This is a genomic window from Xenorhabdus yunnanensis (assembly GCF_028598805.1).
Classification (GTDB): Bacteria; Pseudomonadota; Gammaproteobacteria; order Enterobacterales; family Enterobacteriaceae; genus Xenorhabdus; species Xenorhabdus yunnanensis.
In genome coordinates, this window is the sequence record NZ_JAQRFI010000025.1 from 1 (window position 1) to 18819 (window position 18819).

The 18819-nt window shown below is 42.1% G+C and carries 17 protein-coding genes; 9 read left to right on the top strand and 8 right to left on the bottom strand.

Features of this window, described 5'->3' with window-relative positions; all coding sequences use genetic code 11:
- The 8 genes from PSI23_RS11790 to PSI23_RS11825 all read left to right on the top strand — a co-directional run.
- The coding region (locus PSI23_RS11790) for an IS1 family transposase (protein ID WP_273555276.1) at positions 1–286 on the top strand (286 nt) is incomplete at its 5' end.
- A 641-nt stretch (positions 287–927) separates the two neighbouring features.
- Positions 928–2097 (top strand): MFS transporter, encoded by a 1170-nt coding sequence (locus tag PSI23_RS11795; protein ID WP_273555277.1) that lies wholly within the window; start codon positions 928–930, stop codon positions 2095–2097.
- 190 nt (positions 2098–2287) lie between these two features.
- Entirely contained in the window at positions 2288–2845 is a 558-nt protein-coding gene (locus PSI23_RS11800) for a ferritin-like domain-containing protein (protein ID WP_273555278.1), read from the top strand.
- Positions 2838–3440 carry a hypothetical protein gene (locus PSI23_RS11805; RefSeq protein ID WP_273555279.1) on the top strand — a complete coding sequence of 201 codons (603 nt, stop codon included), beginning with the start codon at positions 2838–2840 and terminating at the stop codon, positions 3438–3440. The genes PSI23_RS11800 and PSI23_RS11805 overlap by 8 nt, the downstream gene beginning before the upstream one ends.
- The gene (locus PSI23_RS11810) at positions 3433–3726 is read left to right on the top strand and encodes a pyrimidine/purine nucleoside phosphorylase (RefSeq protein WP_273555280.1); all 294 of its coding nucleotides are present in this window, start codon (positions 3433–3435) and stop codon (positions 3724–3726) included. Before PSI23_RS11805 ends, PSI23_RS11810 begins: the two co-directional genes overlap by 8 nt.
- The gene (locus PSI23_RS11815; protein ID WP_273555281.1) at positions 3719–4741 is read left to right on the top strand and encodes a Gfo/Idh/MocA family protein; all 1023 of its coding nucleotides are present in this window, start codon (positions 3719–3721) and stop codon (positions 4739–4741) included. The genes PSI23_RS11810 and PSI23_RS11815 overlap by 8 nt, the downstream gene beginning before the upstream one ends.
- Positions 4742–4761: 20 nt before the next feature.
- Positions 4762–5772 carry a sterol desaturase family protein gene (locus tag PSI23_RS11820; protein WP_273555282.1) on the top strand — a complete coding sequence of 337 codons (1011 nt, stop codon included), beginning with the start codon at positions 4762–4764 and terminating at the stop codon, positions 5770–5772.
- Between the two features lie 158 nt (positions 5773–5930).
- Positions 5931–6815 (top strand): IS982 family transposase, encoded by an 885-nt coding sequence (locus tag PSI23_RS11825; RefSeq protein WP_273555283.1) that lies wholly within the window; start codon positions 5931–5933, stop codon positions 6813–6815.
- 162 nt (positions 6816–6977) lie between these two features.
- Here PSI23_RS11825 and sucD read toward each other — a convergent pair whose 3' ends face one another.
- The 8 genes from sucD to sdhC all read right to left on the bottom strand — a co-directional run bounded on the left by sucD (position 6978) and on the right by sdhC (position 16865).
- Positions 6978–7847, bottom strand: a complete 870-nt coding sequence (gene sucD, locus PSI23_RS11830) for a succinate--CoA ligase subunit alpha (protein ID WP_273555284.1) — start codon at positions 7845–7847, stop codon at positions 6978–6980.
- The gene (gene sucC, locus PSI23_RS11835) at positions 7847–9013 is read right to left on the bottom strand and encodes an ADP-forming succinate--CoA ligase subunit beta (RefSeq protein ID WP_273555285.1); all 1167 of its coding nucleotides are present in this window, start codon (positions 9011–9013) and stop codon (positions 7847–7849) included. Before sucC ends, sucD begins: the two co-directional genes overlap by 1 nt.
- A gap of 245 nt (positions 9014–9258) precedes the next feature.
- The gene (gene odhB, locus PSI23_RS11840; protein WP_273555286.1) at positions 9259–10470 is read right to left on the bottom strand and encodes a 2-oxoglutarate dehydrogenase complex dihydrolipoyllysine-residue succinyltransferase; all 1212 of its coding nucleotides are present in this window, start codon (positions 10468–10470) and stop codon (positions 9259–9261) included.
- Positions 10471–10483: 13 nt separating this feature from the next.
- The gene (gene sucA / locus PSI23_RS11845; RefSeq protein ID WP_273555287.1) at positions 10484–13291 is read right to left on the bottom strand and encodes a 2-oxoglutarate dehydrogenase E1 component; all 2808 of its coding nucleotides are present in this window, start codon (positions 13289–13291) and stop codon (positions 10484–10486) included.
- 323 nt (positions 13292–13614) lie between these two features.
- Positions 13615–14331: a succinate dehydrogenase iron-sulfur subunit gene (locus tag PSI23_RS11850; RefSeq protein ID WP_273555288.1), complete on the bottom strand. Its 717-nt coding sequence runs from the start codon at positions 14329–14331 to the stop codon at positions 13615–13617.
- A gap of 37 nt (positions 14332–14368) precedes the next feature.
- Positions 14369–16135 (bottom strand): succinate dehydrogenase flavoprotein subunit, encoded by a 1767-nt coding sequence (sdhA, locus tag PSI23_RS11855; RefSeq protein WP_273555289.1) that lies wholly within the window; start codon positions 16133–16135, stop codon positions 14369–14371.
- On the bottom strand, positions 16135–16482 hold the full coding sequence (sdhD, locus tag PSI23_RS11860) for a succinate dehydrogenase membrane anchor subunit (protein WP_273555290.1): 348 nt from the start codon (positions 16480–16482) through the stop codon (positions 16135–16137). The genes sdhA and sdhD overlap by 1 nt, the downstream gene beginning before the upstream one ends.
- Positions 16476–16865 carry a succinate dehydrogenase cytochrome b556 subunit gene (gene sdhC, locus PSI23_RS11865; RefSeq protein ID WP_273555291.1) on the bottom strand — a complete coding sequence of 130 codons (390 nt, stop codon included), beginning with the start codon at positions 16863–16865 and terminating at the stop codon, positions 16476–16478. The genes sdhD and sdhC overlap by 7 nt, the downstream gene beginning before the upstream one ends.
- A 621-nt stretch (positions 16866–17486) precedes the next feature.
- Between sdhC and PSI23_RS11870 the strand changes: the two genes are divergently transcribed.
- The gene (locus PSI23_RS11870) at positions 17487–18770 is read left to right on the top strand and encodes a citrate synthase (protein WP_273555292.1); all 1284 of its coding nucleotides are present in this window, start codon (positions 17487–17489) and stop codon (positions 18768–18770) included.
- Positions 18771–18819: the final 49 nt, after the last annotated feature.

Genomic DNA, 18819 nt, shown 5'->3' on the forward strand with positions numbered 1-18819 from the left:
GCATGTTTTTGGGGATCGCAGCCGGAAAACATTAGACAAACTGCTTGCCCTTTTATCGCCCTTTAATATTCGGTTTTATTGTACGGATGATTATGCTGTGTATGACAGCCTCCCAGAAGAAGAACACCTTACTGGAAAGACATTCACCCAACGTTTAGAAAGAAACAATTTAACGCATCGAACCCGGATAAAAAGACTGAATCGAAAAACGATAGGGTATTCTAAATCAGAGGAAATGCACGATAAAGTGATTGGTACTTTCATTGAGCGTGAGAACTATTTTTAATAAGAGATCTAACTATTTAATACATAACCATCAAAAGCAGGGTAAGAGCATGAGCATGAGCATGAGCATGAGCATGAGCATGAGCATTTTTTACTCTGAATAAATAATCTTTATTAGCAAGAATATCTTTATTTTGTGCAAAAAATAAAGATATCTGTCTGTGTTAAAAAGTCACTTTCAATCACTTAGCTCATTTTACTAGTATTCATGCTCTCATCCTGGTATCAAAAGATGCATGCATTATTATGAAGGTTTATTTAAATAATAAATAAAAATATAAAATATATAAGTGAATGCATAACATATTATACAATATGTTATGATGTTCATTTATTTATATTTTAATATGATTTTTTTTGTATTTTCATGATGCAATATTAATTAATTCTCAACAATCACACATATTAAATAATCAGACAACACATGAGAAATTTAAAAAAAAACGATTATCACCACTTGTATTTTTAGTATGAGCTGCCTATATTGTAACTTACCTTGCAAGTAAACAATAATCTTACAACTTCTGACTGGGAGGGAGGCTATTATGGATTATCAACCACTGGCCGTTTAATTAGTTACATTCGGACAGGTGTAAAATACACTTATACCTGTCCAACCATTTAAATAATGGAAACCCCAAAATGATAAAATATATTAGCATAGGTGCTAATGAACTTGACACATATCTGGACTATGCAATATTTAATATTATTGCTATTTATTTATTGCATGCCGAACCTCTTCAGTTAGGTATTCTTGGGGCATGTTTTGCTTTACCTTTCCTCTTTTCTGGTTATTTATTTGGGGAGGTTTTTGATAGATATGAAATTCGACAATTCAGAATATTGTTGTTTGCAGTTAATATCTGTGTAATGCCATCCATCGGCTTAGGGAGTAGCATTTTCGTACTTTATGCCGCAGCTTTCATTAAAACTACGGCTAGGTGTGGGATTAATATTTCAAATACAAAACTGAATAAGGATGATAAAGAAACTAGTCAATTTTATGAAATCTATGGATATTTAATTAATTTCAGTAGGATTATTATTCCATTGCTTGTCATCGGCACATATGGTCTTTGGGGAATATGGTTTGTCGTCGGACTTTCCATCATCTTAAATTTGCTGGCAGCACTAAGTGTATTTTTTGATCAAACACAATATCACTGCTCAGAAATTCCTCAGATTACCAAACAGCCAGAATCATATTCATTTTTAGAAATGATACTGAAAAAGCAAGAATTGAGTATTCTTGTTACCGCATATACGATTTCGAATTTAGCCTTTTATCTCAGTAATGATATGCTGGGAATTTTCTTTAAAGCGATAGGGCAGAATGAAAACAGTATTGGTGTTATCATTTCTTTAATGGGGCTTGGTGGTTTTGCAGGAACTAAACTGGCTTCATTTCTGATCAAGAAAATAATAGCAAAATCAGTTCTACTTTTCTCCATTTTTATTAATGTTTCAGCGTTTACTTGCTTTGGTTTTTTATCTTCAAATACCACTTCTATTTTAGTTTTTTATGCGGCCATAGTGCTAGTAGGGATATCATCGGGAATTACTTTTTTTGCCATACGTTATGGTGTCAGAAATATGGTGGGTTACGAAAACGTAGGAAAAGCAACAGGTATAATTCAGATGTTGTCCGCTGTAGTTGCAATAATTATGCCGATTACCGGAGGTTTTATTGCCAATTATTATGGCATAGACACGACTTTCCGTATAACCAGTATTATTCTCGGTATTACCTTAGTTTATTTCATCTTATTCAACAAAAAAAATAATAAAAGGAAGCATAGATATGTATAACTCATATAAACTCAGTGAAATTAATTTTTTGAACGATAAACATTATGCCCTTTATTAGATAGGAAAGCCACGGCAGACTTGGGACTGTGAATTAAACTGGAAATTGGCTGCCAATGATCTAATCCCCGAACGTTTGCGCGATACTGCTGTTACTGTCGCCAGTCTGTCAGCCCATGTAGAAATACTTGGAATGGAAAATGCGGCAGAGCTGTTATTACAATCCAATGATTTTTCTCTAAAAATAGGGCTTGCTCAAGCAGTTAATGACGAAGCCCGTCATTCTGAATTATTTGCTAAATATGCCATTCTAGCCAACGGAAAAATTAAAGATTTGTCCAAGACAAGAGACATCTATATCGAGCACTTTGCGGAGCTAAAGACTTTTAATGAGATATTTCTGAGCCATGTTTTCCTTGAGAATGGGGCACTGGAACAGTTCAATATTTTTGTTCATGCATTCAGTGAGCAGAGTCTCATTGGTCAGATTTATAAAGGTGCTATGCAGGATGAAGCGAGGCATGTTCAACTAGGTATTAATTATTTTCGTCAGCTAATCGAACGCTCCCCGGAAAAAATGGAAATGATTAGGAATCATCTTACCACTTTCAAGCGAATTATGCATGTTAACAAAGAAGGTATCAACTGGCTTTCTGATATGAGTGGTATACCTTCTGATGAAATAGAAAACCGGATCTACAATCGACATGATAGTTTTATAAATAAAATCATGAGGGAGAAAAATGTTTAACGGAATGATGGTCGTTAAAAATGCAATGTCTGAGCGCGAAATAGATATTCTGTATTGCTATTTGGCAATCTCTGCCAATTGCGGACTTCTGAAGGGTAATACTGACTCTATGGAAGCACATATGTACTATGCACTTCCCTATTTTGAAGCCATGCTGAGCTATTATTGTGATTTTGTATCGAAGACAATTGGAGAGCCTGTTTATCCCAGCTATTCTTTTCTTTGGAATTATAAAAAAAATTACCGACTTCCTCGCCACAAAGATAGAAATTCCGTTGATTATATTATTTCTCTTGGTATTCATAAAGCAGAGGAAAGTGGCTGGGGTATTTATATTGAAGGAAATCGGGTAGATATGGATGCGACAGACATTCTCATCCTTGATGGTAAAAAATTTGAACACTGGCGTGAACCATGCCCGTATAATAACCGCCTCCAACTCATACTATGTTACACAAGAGACAGAAATCTAAAGTTTGATAAAAGAAAACATTTGGGTTTTGATCCTGTTCCTGAAGTCATCACATCACCATTTAAAGATAACCTATCTATAGACGACGATTATATAGTTCAACTTGGAGCAACTCATGTCTGAAACACTCTATTATGAAAATACCTGTATATTTTTTGACGGAAAAGTATTGCTGCGAAATTTTAAAGGAGATAAAGGTCGATTAACCTTCGGATTTATGGCCATAGGTGAATACCGTTGGGTTGCTGAAGAAACTGAACGTTTCGAAATATCTGAAGGTGAAGCAATTTTTTCCTATAAAGAGACAATAATATCCGTAGTTTCAGGAAGTGAGGTAATAATTCCCCAGAACACCACTTTCACAGTAAAAGTAAGCCAGCATCTTGATTACAGGTGTTATTATGATTAAATTGGGCATTATCGGAACGGGCCTTATGGCCGGCATTATGGCGGGAGTGTGTCAGGAGTCCGGCTTTACTGCTCATTCCATCCTTTCACGTAAGAAAGAAACAGCCAGACAATTCGGTAAAGTACATCATATTGATAATAATAAACTTTATACAGATGCCATCCCATTCTTTTCTGATCCAGAACTTCAGGCTGTTTATATTGCCACGCCAACCTCAGAAAAAATGCATTATATTGAACTTTGCCTCAGATTTGCAAAACCTGTTCTGATTGAAAAACCACTTCCATCATGCAGTATCTTCAGTTCTTTTGTTACTAGAGCAAAAGAAGAAAATCTTGTATGGATGGATGCCACTCATTTTATTCATAATGAATGTTATGCCATGCTCCGAGAAATGATGGACACTTGTGTGGGAAATTTGGTCAGGATTGACGCCAGCTTTTTCTGGCCTGACCAGAACAATGGACAAATAAAGTTTTCCCCTGATTTAGAACCCGATGGTGCATTAGGTGATATTGGCTGGTATCCGTTGAGGTTGCTTTCGACCCTAGTCCCAGATTCTTTGATCAGTCATGCAAGTGGTTTTATGATACAGAATAATTGCAATGCAATCATAGAGTTCAATACTACCGGATTCACCCATTGCGGAATCTCTTTTTCCCTTGCCTCGTCGTACCGTGGAACCGTTGTCCGGCAGCAATGTATTATATCTGGAGATAAAGGAGAGTTAACTCTCAGGGATTTTGTGATGCCTTACTGTGGTTCATTTGTATATGGGAAAATACTTCCATCTACAGTGATTCGACACTCTTGGGGGCTAAAGCCATTGGTCGATTATGAAGATATTATGGTCAGCTTTTCCAGATTACAACATACGGCAATGCTAAAAAACTTCCATAATCATATTAATAGATATGATCTCGATAAGTTATACCAACATCAGGTGCAGGCTCTTAGCTGCGCTAAAATGATGGTAAAAATTAAAGAAATATTAACACCATTTGTTGTGTCATAATTTGTTACGGGTAGGTTCATATGTTCACTGATCATATAACGGAAAGTACATTTTATCACAAGGTTATTATCCCTCTATGGTCTCGTTTGACGGTCTTTTTTTCCCCAAATCACGGGCTTTTTATTGGTTATCTTTTAATTGCTTTTCTTATTGCTGTGATATTTTTTTCGTGGAAAAGAAAAACATGGAACCCTGTTAAATCTGGACGTGAAGTTATCTTGATGCATAACTTTACATCACAATCATCTATTGACGACTTAAAACTATATTTTTTTGATAAGATTATCCTTGGCTTTATTTATTCCAGTATCCTCGGTGCAACATTTTTTTTCCGAAATCAGATTATGGATCTGTTGGCTTCTACTGGCCTGCCAACACAGCATTATGTCCCAGGCGTGGTTATCAGCCTGCTGCTGACCTTGGGGGCACTTGTTGTTTTTGATTTTGCAGTTTTTTTTGAACATTATTTGTCACATAAAATTCTAGTTCTCTGGGAGTTTCATAAAATTCATCACATCGCTGAGCATCTTACTCCCCTAACAGCCTATCGTTCGCATCCGGTTAATCAGTCCTGTTTTATACTTCTGGTCAGCGTGTTTACCGGAATTTACTCAGGGATAGTTGGATATTTTTTTGCTGCCAAACATGCCTATATAGTATTTGCAGGTCAGAATTTTTTTATGTTTCTGCTCCTGATGCTCGGACTAAATTTACAACATTCTATGGTTTACCTAAGATATCCTAAATTTATACGGAATATATTCGTCAGCCCTGCATACCACCAATTGCATCACAGTAGTGACATACAACATCATGACATGAATTTCGGTTTCATTTTTTCTTTCTGGGACAAGTTATTTGGTACTCAAATGTTTCCTCCAGCTAAAGCAGATTTAGCATTTGGTATAACGGGAGAGAAATATGAAAATTACTCAGGATTGAAAAATACGTATTTTACTCCGTTCAGAAGGGCAGTAAAAAGGATAAAAAAAATTTTTGGCAAGCACTTTTCCAGCCCCGATTCAGATTAATACGAGTCAAACTAAGAGCATAAAATCTGTGAGGCACTTATGCTGCGACAGCTTCTGTAAAATAGTTAACCTGAGCTTCGCTTAAGAAGGGAACTAAAGTGCCTGAGGCACGATCAAAGTTTTTGCTAAAGAAAACAAAATCGTGGAGATCCTCAGGCATGGTTAATTTAGAAGAACTTTACTGCTGCGTCGATGATTTTTGCCAAAAATTTATCCCTCTCTGGCATCAACAACTCATTGAAAACGGATTACGTAAACGACACCGCGAAGCGTCCCTTTCTCTCAGCGAAGTCATGATGATCCTCATTTTATTCCATATGAGCCATTACCGTGATTTTAAAACTTTTTATAATAAACATGTAAAACAATATCTTATCGCCGACTTTCCCGGATTAGTCAGCTATACCCGCATGCTTACCCTGAAGAAAAGGGCGCTTATTCCTTTATGCGCTTTTCTTTCGTCACATAAGGTGACAACCCAAGGGATCGCTTTTATTGATTCCACCAAAATTGCCGTTTGTCATAACCTTCGTATTCCCCGTCATCGGGTATTTGAGGGAATGGCACAACGAGGAAAAACAAGTACAGGCTGGTTTTATGGTTTTAAACTTCATCTGGTTATCAATGATTGCGGCGAATTGTTAGCCGTGAAACTAACCGCAGGAAACAAGGATGATCGTCAGCCAGTCAAAGCGCTGACAAAAGGATTAACAGGATGTTTGTATGGTGATAAGGGGTATTTATCCCAGGCTTTGTGTGATGAATTGGAAGCAGAAGGTATCACGTTACTCACGAATGTCCGGAGTAACATGAAAGCCAAGGCATTATCTCTCTGGGATCGATTGATGTTAAGGCGGCGGTTTTTGATAGAAACAGTCGTCGATCAGCTCAAGAATATTTCTCAGATAGAGCATTCAAGGCATCGCAGTCAGCTCGGCGTTTTATTGGAAGTTGCTGCCGGCCTTATTGCTTATACATTCCAACCTAAAAAGCCGAGCTTGAATCTACGGGATAATGATATCGCTATTTTTAAACGAAGCTGAGGTTAATTAATCAAATAAATAGATTTATCTAAAATCCAGTTCAATTAAATTGAAAAGCACTCCATCTTATAAATGAACTAACCTACTGTTAATATTATAAATAAAAAATAAAAGGCCACCCTAAGGCAGCCTTTTCTATAAAAATAGTTTATTTTGGGCTTCTTATGCCAATAACGCTTTTACAGCATCGCCAATATCGGCAAGACTACGAACAGTCTTCACACCTGCAGCTTCCAGTGCAGCAAATTTCTCATCTGCTGTACCTTTACCACCCGCAATAATCGCTCCAGCATGACCCATGCGCTTACCTTTAGGTGCAGTCACACCTGCAATATAAGCAACAACAGGTTTAGTCACATGTTCTTTGATGTAAGCAGCAGCTTCTTCTTCAGCTGTACCACCAATTTCACCAATCATGACAATTGCTTCTGTCTGTGGATCTTCTTGGAACAGTTTCAGAATATCAATAAAGTTTGAACCTGGGATCGGGTCACCACCGATACCAACACAGGTAGATTGCCCTAATCCAGCATCAGTGGTCTGTTTAACGGCTTCATAAGTCAATGTACCTGAACGGGAGACAATGCCCACTTTACCGGATTTGTGAATGTGGCCAGGCATGATGCCAATCTTACATTCGTCAGGTGTAATGACTCCCGGACAGTTAGGACCAATCATACGAACACCCGCTTGATCCAGTTTTACCTTAACTGTCAGCATATCGAGTGTCGGGATGCCTTCCGTAATAGTGATGATCAGTTTAATGCCTGCTTCAATCGCTTCCAGAATGGAATCTTTACAGAATGGTGCCGGAACGTAGATAACAGAAGCAGTCGCGCCAGTTGCTTCAACCGCTTCACGTACGGTATTGAATACAGGTAGCCCCAAATGTTCAGTACCACCTTTACCCGGTGTTACGCCGCCAACCATTTGAGTACCGTAGGCAATCGCCTGTTCGGAGTGAAAAGTACCTTGGCTGCCAGTAAAACCCTGACAAATCACTTTGGTGTTTTTATCAATTAAAATAGACATTATTTATTCCCCGCTGCTGCTACTGCCTGTTTAGCTGCGTCTGTCAAACTGGTAGCTGCAATGATGTTCAAACCACTGTCTGCCAGTTTTTTAGCGCCCAGTTCAGCATTGTTGCCTTCCAGACGAACGACTACTGGTACATTAACTCCAACTTCTTCCACCGCACCAATAATGCCGTCAGCAATCAAGTCACAGCGGACGATACCACCAAAGATATTGACCAAAACAGCTTTGACATTTTCATCTGACAAGATGATTTTAAATGCTTCAGTAACACGTTCTTTTGTTGCACCACCACCTACATCAAGGAAGTTTGCCGGTGCACCACCGTGCAGTTTGACAATGTCCATAGTTCCCATTGCCAGACCTGCACCATTCACCATACAACCAATGTTGCCATCCAGCGCAACATAGTTCAGCTCCCATTGTGCAGCCTGGGCTTCACGTGGATCTTCCTGTGAAGGATCGTGCATTTCACGCATTTCGGCCTGACGGAACATCGCATTACCATCAGCGCCTAATTTTCCATCCAAACAAACCAGATCACCTTGAGTTGTGATCACCAGAGGGTTGATTTCGACCATTGCCAAATCACGCTCTAAAAACAATTTTGCCAATCCTAAGAAAATTTTGGTGAATTGACCAACTTGCTTACCAGTCAAACCGAGTTTGAACGCCAATTCACGGCCTTGATACGGCATAGGGCCAGACAGTGGGTCGATAATTGCTTTATGAATCAGCTCGGGCGTTTCTTCCGCCACTTTTTCTATTTCGACACCACCTTCAGTAGAGGCCATGAACACTACACGACGTGTACCGCGGTCAACAACAGCACCGAGATACAGCTCCTTGGCAATATCGGTTGCTCCTTCCACCAAAATCTGATGAACAGGTTGTCCCTGTGCATCTGTCTGGTAAGTTACCAGTCGTTTACCCAGCCATTGTTCAGCAAAAGCACGGATATCTTCCTTGCTGTTGACGACTTTCACGCCACCAGCCTTACCGCGACCACCTGCATGAACCTGACATTTAACGACCCAAGGGCCTGAACCAATCTTGGATGCTGCTTCTTCTGCTTCGCGCGGAGTGGTACAAGCATAGCCAGCTGGTGCTGGTAAACCATACCGTGCAAAAAGTTGTTTTGCCTGATACTCGTGTAAATTCATGATGTTCTATCCATAATTTGATCTAAGAAAGGTAAATTACCTTCTATCCCCTTCTATCTTTCGAATTGTCTCTTTGTTGGCTGTATTCATTTACTTGCCGCCGCGATAAAACTCGAAATCTATCGGGTATATATTCGTTGCTCTGGATATGACCAGCCCAAAGGGCTGGCCTGCATATACATTTTTACATCAACATCGTACTACTTCAGACTTGGCGGAGTTAACACCCTCCGCCGATAGTGATGCTATACATCCAGCAACAAACGTGTTGGATCTTCCAGCATTTCTTTGATGGTCACCAGAAAGCCGACTGACTCACGACCGTCAATCAGACGGTGGTCATAGGACAACGCCAGATACATCATTGGGAGGATCTCAACCTGACCATTGACTGCCATTGGACGATCTTTAATGGCATGCATACCAAGGATCGCGCTTTGTGGTGGGTTAATGATCGGGGTGGACATCAGGGAGCCGAAAACACCGCCATTAGTAATAGTAAAATTACCGCCAGTGAGTTCTTCAACAGTCAGTTTGCCGTCACGGCCTTTGATAGCCAGCTCTTTGATGTTTTTCTCAATGTCAGCCATGCTCAATGCATCTGCATCACGCAATACTGGTGTAACCAGACCACGAGGTGTAGATACAGCAATACTGATATCAAAATAGTTGTGGTAAACCACATCAGTGCCGTCAATAGAAGCGTTCACTTCTGGGTAGCGTTTCAATGCTTCAACAACTGCTTTCACATAGAAAGACATGAAACCCAGACGCATACCATGACGTTTCTCAAATACATCGCCATACTGTTTGCGCAACTCCTGAATTGGCTTCATGTTGACTTCATTGAAAGTCGTCAACATCGCAGTATTGTTTTTCGCTTCAAGCAGACGTTCTGCAACACGTTTGCGCAGACGCGTCATTGGGACGCGTTTTTCACTACGATGTGGCAATAAGGATGACTGTTCAGCAGACGCAGCAGGTTTACCACTCTCTTTTTTATTCGTAGCGATATATTTTTCTACATCTTCACGAACAATACGGCCACCAACACCACTGCCTTTAATTGCAGCAGGATCTAAATCATGTTCTGCAATCAGACGACGAACCGCTGGACTTAATGCATCGTTGCTTTCTTCTTCCAAAGACGCAGTCTGACGTTGTGCTGGTGTTGCCTCTGTTTTTTCTTTTACGTCAGCAGGAATACCAGTGCTGTTACCCAGACGAATACGACCCAGCAGTTGTCTGGACAGTACAGTTGCGCCCTCTTCTTCCAAAATAGCTTCTAAGACACCCGCTTCACTTGCAGGTACTTCCAGAACAACTTTGTCGGTTTCAATTTCAACCAGTACTTCATCACGCTCTATGGTGTCACCTGGTTTTTTATGCCATGTGGCAACAGTGGCATCTGCAACAGATTCAGGAAGGTCTGGAACCAGAATTTCTACGCTACTCATTTTCTATCCTTATTTATTCAACGTTCAGTGCGTCATTAACCAGTGCTTGCTGTTGCTGCTGGTGAACAGACGTATATCCCACAGCCGGGGAAGCAGATGCTGGACGACCTGCATAACGTAAAGAAGCTCCAAATGGGATTGCTTCACGGAAATTATGTTGACTGCAATACCAAGCCCCTTGGTTCAGTGGCTCTTCCTGACACCAGACAAAGTCATGAACATGAGCATACTGCTCAACCTGAGCTTGCAAATGCTGACGTGGGAATGGATACAGCTGTTCAATACGCACGATAGCGACATCAGTCTGTTCATTCTTACGACGCTTTTCCAGCAGATCGTAATAAACTTTACCGGAACAAAGTACAACGCGCTTAACACCTTTTGGATCCAAAGCGTCAATCTCACCAATCACTGGCTCGAATTTGCCGTTCGCCAATTCATCCAGATTAGATACTGCCAATGGATGACGCAGCAATGATTTAGGAGACATAACGATGAGCGGACGGCGCATACCACGCAGAGCCTGACGACGCAGCATGTGATAAACCTGAGCCGGAGTCGATGGCACGCAGACCTGCATGTTTTGTTCAGCACACAGTTGCAGATAACGCTCCAGACGTGCCGATGAGTGCTCAGGACCTTGCCCTTCATAACCATGTGGCAACAACATAACCAGGCCACACATACGGCCCCATTTCTGTTCGCCAGAGCTGATGAATTGGTCAATCACCACCTGAGCCACGTTGGCGAAGTCACCAAATTGCGCTTCCCAAATCGTCAGGGCACGAGGTTCAGTTGTTGCATAACCGTATTCAAATGCCAGTACAGCTTCTTCTGAAAGTACAGAGTCCCATACCTTGAATACACCTTGACTATTGTGAACATTTGCCAAAGGTACATAAACAGAAGCGTTGGTTTGGTTATGAATAACCGCATGACGATGGAAGAAAGTACCACGACCCGCATCTTCACCAGAGAGGCGCACAGGAATACCTTCGTCAACCAGAGTCGCGTAAGCCAGTGTTTCCGCACCACCCCAGTCAAAAAATTTATTGCCATTAGCCATTTCAGCACGGTCGCCGTAGATTTTCGCAACACGTGAGTGCATTTCTACTTCGGCAGGAATAGTACTGATGCGTTTGCCCAGATCTTGCAGACGTTTCATATCCACTTGATGCGGATATTCTTCATCCCATTCGTGATTCAGGTAGGGTTCCCATGTGAATGAATGCAGCCCCATTGGACGCCATTCATCAACAACACACTCACCGTGATCCAATGCGTCACGATACAGATTTACTATCTCAGTAACATCATTGGCAGCCAGCAAGCCTTCTGCTATCAGTTTATCTGCATAGATTTTACGTGCAGTTGGTTGTTTCTTGATTTGCTGGTACATCAGAGGCTGAGTTGCACTTGGTTCATCAGCTTCGTTATGACCATGGCGACGGTAACAAACCAGATCGATCATTACGTCACGTTTAAAGGTATTACGGAAGTCAAGAGCCAGACGAGTAACAAATGCAACAGCTTCCGGATCATCCGCGTTAACGTGGAAAATCGGTGCCTGAACCATTTTCACAATATCAGTACAATATTGTGTTGAACGAGAATCTTTCGGGTTAGAAGTGGTGAAACCAATCTGGTTGTTAACTACGATACGAACAGTACCGCCGACTTCATAACCGCGAGCCTGAGACATGTTCAGCGTTTCCTGAACAATCCCTTGCCCTATTACTGCAGCATCACCATGGATGGTGACAGGCAGAACCATGTTACTACGACCTTCATCAAGGCGATCACGGCGAGCACGTACAGAACCGATAACAACAGGGCTGACAATCTCAAGGTGAGACGGGTTAAAGGCCAGTGCCAAATGCACCAAACCACCTTCGGTCTCAAAATCAGAAGAAAAACCTTGATGGTATTTTACGTCACCTGTACCCAGATGCTCTTTATGTTTACCTGCAAATTCGTCGAATAAATCAACAGGTTTTTTACCCAAGAGATTGACCAGAACGTTGAGGCGGCCACGGTGAGCCATTCCCAACACAACTTCGCGGGTATCTTGTTTACCTGCGTGGCGGATCAATTCTTTTAACATAAGGATAAGTGCATCGCCACCTTCGAGGGAGAAACGTTTCGCCCCCGGGAACTTAGCACCTAAATAGCGTTCCAAACCTTCCGCTGATGTTAATTCTTTCAGGAAACGACGCTTTTCTTCTGCATTAAATTGTAAACCAACCGTCACAGACTCCAGACGTTGCTGAATCCAACGTTTTTCTTCTGTATTGGTGATATGCATATATTCCGCACCAATTGAACCGCAATAAATGCTTTTCAGTGCGTCATATAGATCCGCCAATTTCATTGTCTCTTTACCAATGGCAAAAGAACCCACATTAAACGTTTCTTCAAAATCCGCTTTTGTTAAATTATGGAAAGCAGGATCGAGATCTGGTACAGGTTCCTGTTTCCATAATCCCAATGGATCAAGGTTTGCATCTTGGTGTCCGCGGAAGCGGAATGCATTGATGAGCTGCAAAACTTTAACTTGTTTTGCATCCATTGCTGGATCGCTGACTGAAGTGTGGTAACGCGTAGCATCTTTTGCCAGACGACGGAAATAATCGCGTGTCTGTGAGTGAAGTTGTTCCCCGCTAAATCCTGCTTCCGGTAATTGTTGGAAAATTTCTCTCCAACTTGCATCAACGGAATTAGGATCGGTTATATAGTCTTCATAGATTTGCTCTATGTAAGACTGGTTTGCACCAGCCAGAAAGCTTGAGTCCAGCCAGTCCTTCATTGCGCCGTTCTGCATTGTGATCCCTTAAGCTTTAAAAGCTTTAGTTTTCGCCGTGGTTAACAAATACCGCTTAATTAGCGGTGTTGATAAAAGGTTCATTTGGACGTGCTTATTGCATGTTCTTTTTTGGGTTTTCCTACCCTTCAAGGAACCTTTAAAAACTGAATACCAGTTTTTAAAGATTCCTTTATTTGGAAACATGTCGCGTCTTTAGCAGTAGGCAATTTATCATTTTTCATTCTTTATGCCCTCCACCGATTTGATATTTATTTCAAAATTGTGGAGGGCAACATTATATGCACTATTTATGTGTTATTTATGCACGAAGCATCTCTTTACTATGCGCTATGTTTCAATAACATAGACTTAATATGACCAATCGCTTTTGTCGGATTCAACCCTTTAGGACATACACTGACGCAATTCATAATCCCATGGCAGCGGAAAACACTGAACGCATCATTCAGGTTATCCAATCGTGAAGTTATTTCAGTATCACGGCTGTCAATCAGGAAACGGTATGCTGACAAAAGACCGGCTGGACCAATAAATTTATCCGGATTCCACCAGAATGATGGACAGGACGTTGAACAACAGGCACATAAGATACATTCATACAATCCGTCCAGTTTTTCTCGCTGTTCCGGTGATTGCAGGTGTTCACGCGCGGGGGGATTTTTATTGTCATTAATCAGATAAGGACGAATTTTCTCATATTGCGCGTAGAACTGCCCCATATCGACAACCAGATCACGAATCACTGGCAGGCCAGGCAATGGACGAATAACAATTTTCTTATTGCCACGACGCAACGCAGAAACTGGCATCACGCATGCCAAACCGTTTTTACCATTCATATTCACGCCATCAGAGCCACAAACCCCCTCACGACAAGAACGACGGAATGACAGGGTTGGATCTTGCTCTTTTAGCTGGATGAGCGCATCCAGCAACATCATGTCGCGCCCTTCCTGTGCTTCCAGTGTGTAATCCTGCATACGGGGTGCATCATCTACATCTGGATTATAACGATAAATCGAAAATTCAAGTTTCATAATCTATTTCTCCGCAACTGGAACATCAGCAACGCAATTAGTAAGAACGCACTTTCGGCGGGAAAGCTTCACGCAGCGTTGGCTGCATATTCACTTCACGGCGGGTCATACTCTCAGTTTGCGGTAAATACAGGCTATGGCACAGCCAATTAGCATCATCACGTTCTGGGTAATCAAAGCGGCTGTGAGCACCACGACTTTCTGTGCGGAAATTCGCAGAAACTGCAGTCGAATAGGCCGTTTCCATCAGATTATCCAACTCCAGGCATTCGATGCGCTGGGTATTGAATTCTGATGAAGTATCATCCAGACGAGCATTTTTCAAACGTTCGCGGATCACTTTCAGCTCTTCCAATCCTTTTGCCATCGCATCACCTTCACGGAATACCGAGAAATTATGCTGCATACAAGATTGCAGGGCTTTGCGGATTTCAACCGGATCTTCACCTGAACGGGTATTATTCCAACGATCCAGACGTTGAAGTGCTGCATCAACATCAGATTCGCTGGCATCACGGCTAGTACCCTGTTCCATCAGGCACTCTTTCAGATGCAGGCCTGCGGAACGACCAAATACCACCAGATCAAGCAGTGAGTTACCACCCAGACGGTTTGCACCGTGAACAGATACACAAGCAATTTCACCCACAGCAAACAGGCCAGGAATCACTACATCTTCACCTTTTTCATTTAATGTCAATGCCTGACCGGTGATCTTAGTTGGAATTCCCCCCATCATATAGTGACAAGTTGGAATAACAGGAATCGGCTCTTTCACAGGATCTGCGTGAGCGAAAGTACGGGATAATTCAAGAATGCCCGGTAGGCGGGATTCCAATACATCTTTGCCAAGATGATCCAGTTTCAATTTGACGTGAGGACCCCATGGGCCTTCACAGCCACGACCTTCACGGATCTCAATCATCATAGAACGTGCGACCACATCACGGCCGGCAAGGTCTTTGGCATTTGGTGCATAACGCTCCATGAAACGCTCACCATCTTTATTCAACAGGTAACCACCTTCACCACGGCAACCTTCTGTGACCAGAACACCCGCTCCGGCAATGCCGGTTGGGTGGAATTGCCACATTTCCATATCCTGAACAGGAACACCTGCACGCAATGCCATGCCCACACCATCACCAGTATTGATATGCGCATTAGTTGTGGATTGGAAGATTCGGCCGGCGCCACCGGTTGCCAGGATAGTTGCCTTAGCTTTGAAATAAACGACTTCACCGGTTTCAATGCAAATAGCGGTACAACCAACTGTCGCGCCATCCTGATTCTTAACCAGATCCAACGAATACCACTCAGAGAAGATTGTCGTGTGGTTTTTCAAATTCTGCTGATACAGAGTATGTAATAGAGCGTGACCAGTTCGGTCAGCAGCGGCAGCAGTACGAGCGGCCTGCTCACCACCAAAATTTTTGGACTGCCCACCAAATGGACGTTGATAAATGCGGCCATTTTCCAGACGGGAGAATGGTAAACCCATGTGCTCCAATTCTAAAATTGCTTCTGGGCCAGTTTTACACATATACTCAATGGCATCTTGGTCACCAATATAATCGGAGCCTTTCACCGTATCATACATGTGCCATTCCCAGTTATCTTCATGGGTATTACCCAGAGCAACAGTGATTCCACCCTGCGCTGAAACAGTATGGGAACGAGTCGGGAACACCTTAGAAATCAAGGCACAGGATAAACCCATTTGTGAAATTTGCAGTGCAGCACGCATACCTGCGCCACCAGCACCAATAACAACAGCGTCAAACTCTCTTACTGGCAGTTTCATTATGCACCCCACACAACAAATGTTCCGTAAATCAAATAAGTTAACAACGCTACAATAATCACCAGTTGCAGAACCAAACGCGGTGCAAACGGTTTGACATAATCTGTCAGTACCTGCCACATGCCAATCCACGCATGAACCAGGATGGAAAGCAGAGTCAACACAGTGAATACTTTAGTGAGGGATGAAGAGAAGAAACCACGCCAGACTTCATAGGTAATATCCGACGTTGTTGCGACAAAACCGACGAGGTAAAGGACGTACAAAACAATAATAATTGCAGATGCACGTAACAACAGCCAGTCCTGAATACCCGTACGACCCAATGCGGATGCGTTGCTTACCATAATAATACCCCAGCCAGAATAGACAGAATAACCGCGATTACTATTGCCACTTTGGCAGATGCATTACCGGTAGCGAGATTTTCTTCCAAGAAACCAAAATCCATCAACACATGGCGTATGCCTCCACAGATATGGTAAGCCAATGCCGTCAATATCCCCCACAGGATAAATTTGGCGAAGAAGCCAGTCATGATTTCAGATGCTTGTAGAAAGCCCTCCTGCGAAGACAGTGACATACCCAACAACCACAGCAGAATACCGACTGCGATGAAGGTGATGACGCCTGAGATACGGTGCAAGATCGATGCTATCGCGGAGACGGGTTGATTAATCGTCCGCAGATCAAGGTTGACAGGTCTTTGTTTTTTCACAATTTTGCCCACAAAGCTTTTTTTTATTTTCCATCCTCCGGTCCTGGGCGGGAATCAGACAGCGCTAAGAGGATACAAAGACACAACATAATTAACTCAACAATCCTTACTGTTCATCAAAAGTTGTGATTTGGTCACGCTGGGTGCTCCTACATCAGGGTAATCCGGAGACCTCACGGAAGTATAAGTACTTCACATTGTTATTACAATTCCCACACAATATGATTGTTAACATTTAGCTTGAACAGTGAGAAAGATCACGCTTCAAACATTTATCATAAAAACTATTATGTTGTTTGACAAAGATTAAACATTTATCTTACATATATGTCGTTATATATTATTTGGCGTCATTGTATGATGAAGAATTAATCTTCACGAAAAATAAAAGTTATGTGGGAGTGTCATATAAGCACAAAATGTTAACATTTTATGTCAATAATACTTCAAACATAATTCCCAAAAACTTTTTAACAACCTGAAAACCATTGTCATCCGTAATGAGATTTCAGCGTTAAATGTGATACCAGCCTGATTTTAAATTCTCTCCGGTAGCACAATGCCTTCGGCACAGTATAAATTGCGCCTATCTGGTTGTTAGGGGTTATAAAAATAAGCGCTAAGGAGATGTAAATGGCTGATAAAAAGGCTACGTTGAACATAAATGGTTCAGCTGCTATCGAACTAGACGTACTAACGCCGACCCTAGGTTCTGAAGTGATTGACGTTCGTACCCTCGGCTCAAAAGGCTTCTATACCTACGATCCTGGCTTTACTTCTACAGCTTCCTGTGAGTCGAAAATCACCTATATTGATGGCGATGAAGGCATTTTGCTACACCGTGGTTTTCCCATCGATCAGCTTGCAACGGAATCAACCTATCTGGAAGTCTGTTACATTCTGCTATACAGCGAACCACCAACATCCCAAGAATATGAAAAATTCAAAATAACGGTGACTCGCCACACTATGATCCACGAACAGATCACGCGTCTGTTCCATGGTTTCCGCCGTGATTCCCATCCAATGGCTGTACTTTGTGGTGTTACGGGCGCATTGGCTGCCTTCTATCATGATGCTCTGGATGTCCATAATCCTCGCCATCGTGAAATCACTGCTTATCGCCTACTGTCCAAAATGCCGACTGTTGCAGCAATGTGTTACAAATATTCCCTTGGTCAGCCTTTTGTTTATCCACGCAACGATCTGTCTTATGCAGCCAACTTCCTGCACATGATGTTCTCAACACCGTGTGAGGAATATAAGGTTAATCCAGTATTAGAACGCGCCATGGATCGCATTTTCATTCTGCATGCGGATCATGAACAAAATGCTTCAACCTCAACGGTACGCACTGCGGGTTCTTCTGGTGCCAACCCATTCGCCTGTATTGCTGCGGGTATTGCATCCCTGTGGGGACCAGCACATGGTGGAGCAAATGAAGCCTGCTTGCGGATGCTGGAAGAGATCCAAACTGTCGAACACATTCCCGAATTCATCGCTCGCGCCAAAGACAAAAATGATTCTTTCCGTCTGATGGGCTTTGGTCATCGCGTTTACAAAAATTACGATCCGCGCGCAACCGTGATGCGTGAAACCTGCCATGAAGTTCTGAATGAACTTGGCCTGAATGACAGTCTGCTGGAAGTGGCGATGGAATTAGAACGCATTGCCCTGAACGACCCATACTTCATTGAGAAAAAACTGTATCCAAACGTCGATTTCTATTCTGGCATTATCCTGAAAGCCATGGGTATTCCATCGTCCATGTTCACCGTGATTTTCGCCATTGCCCGTACTATTGGCTGGATTGCACACTGGAATGAAATGCACGATGAAGGCTTGAAGATCGCACGTCCGCGCCAGCTTTACACTGGCCACAGTAAACGTGACTTCAAGAGCCAGTTAAAAAAATAATTTAGTCACTCCAATCACACTATTCATATTCTGAATATGTGTATTTCTG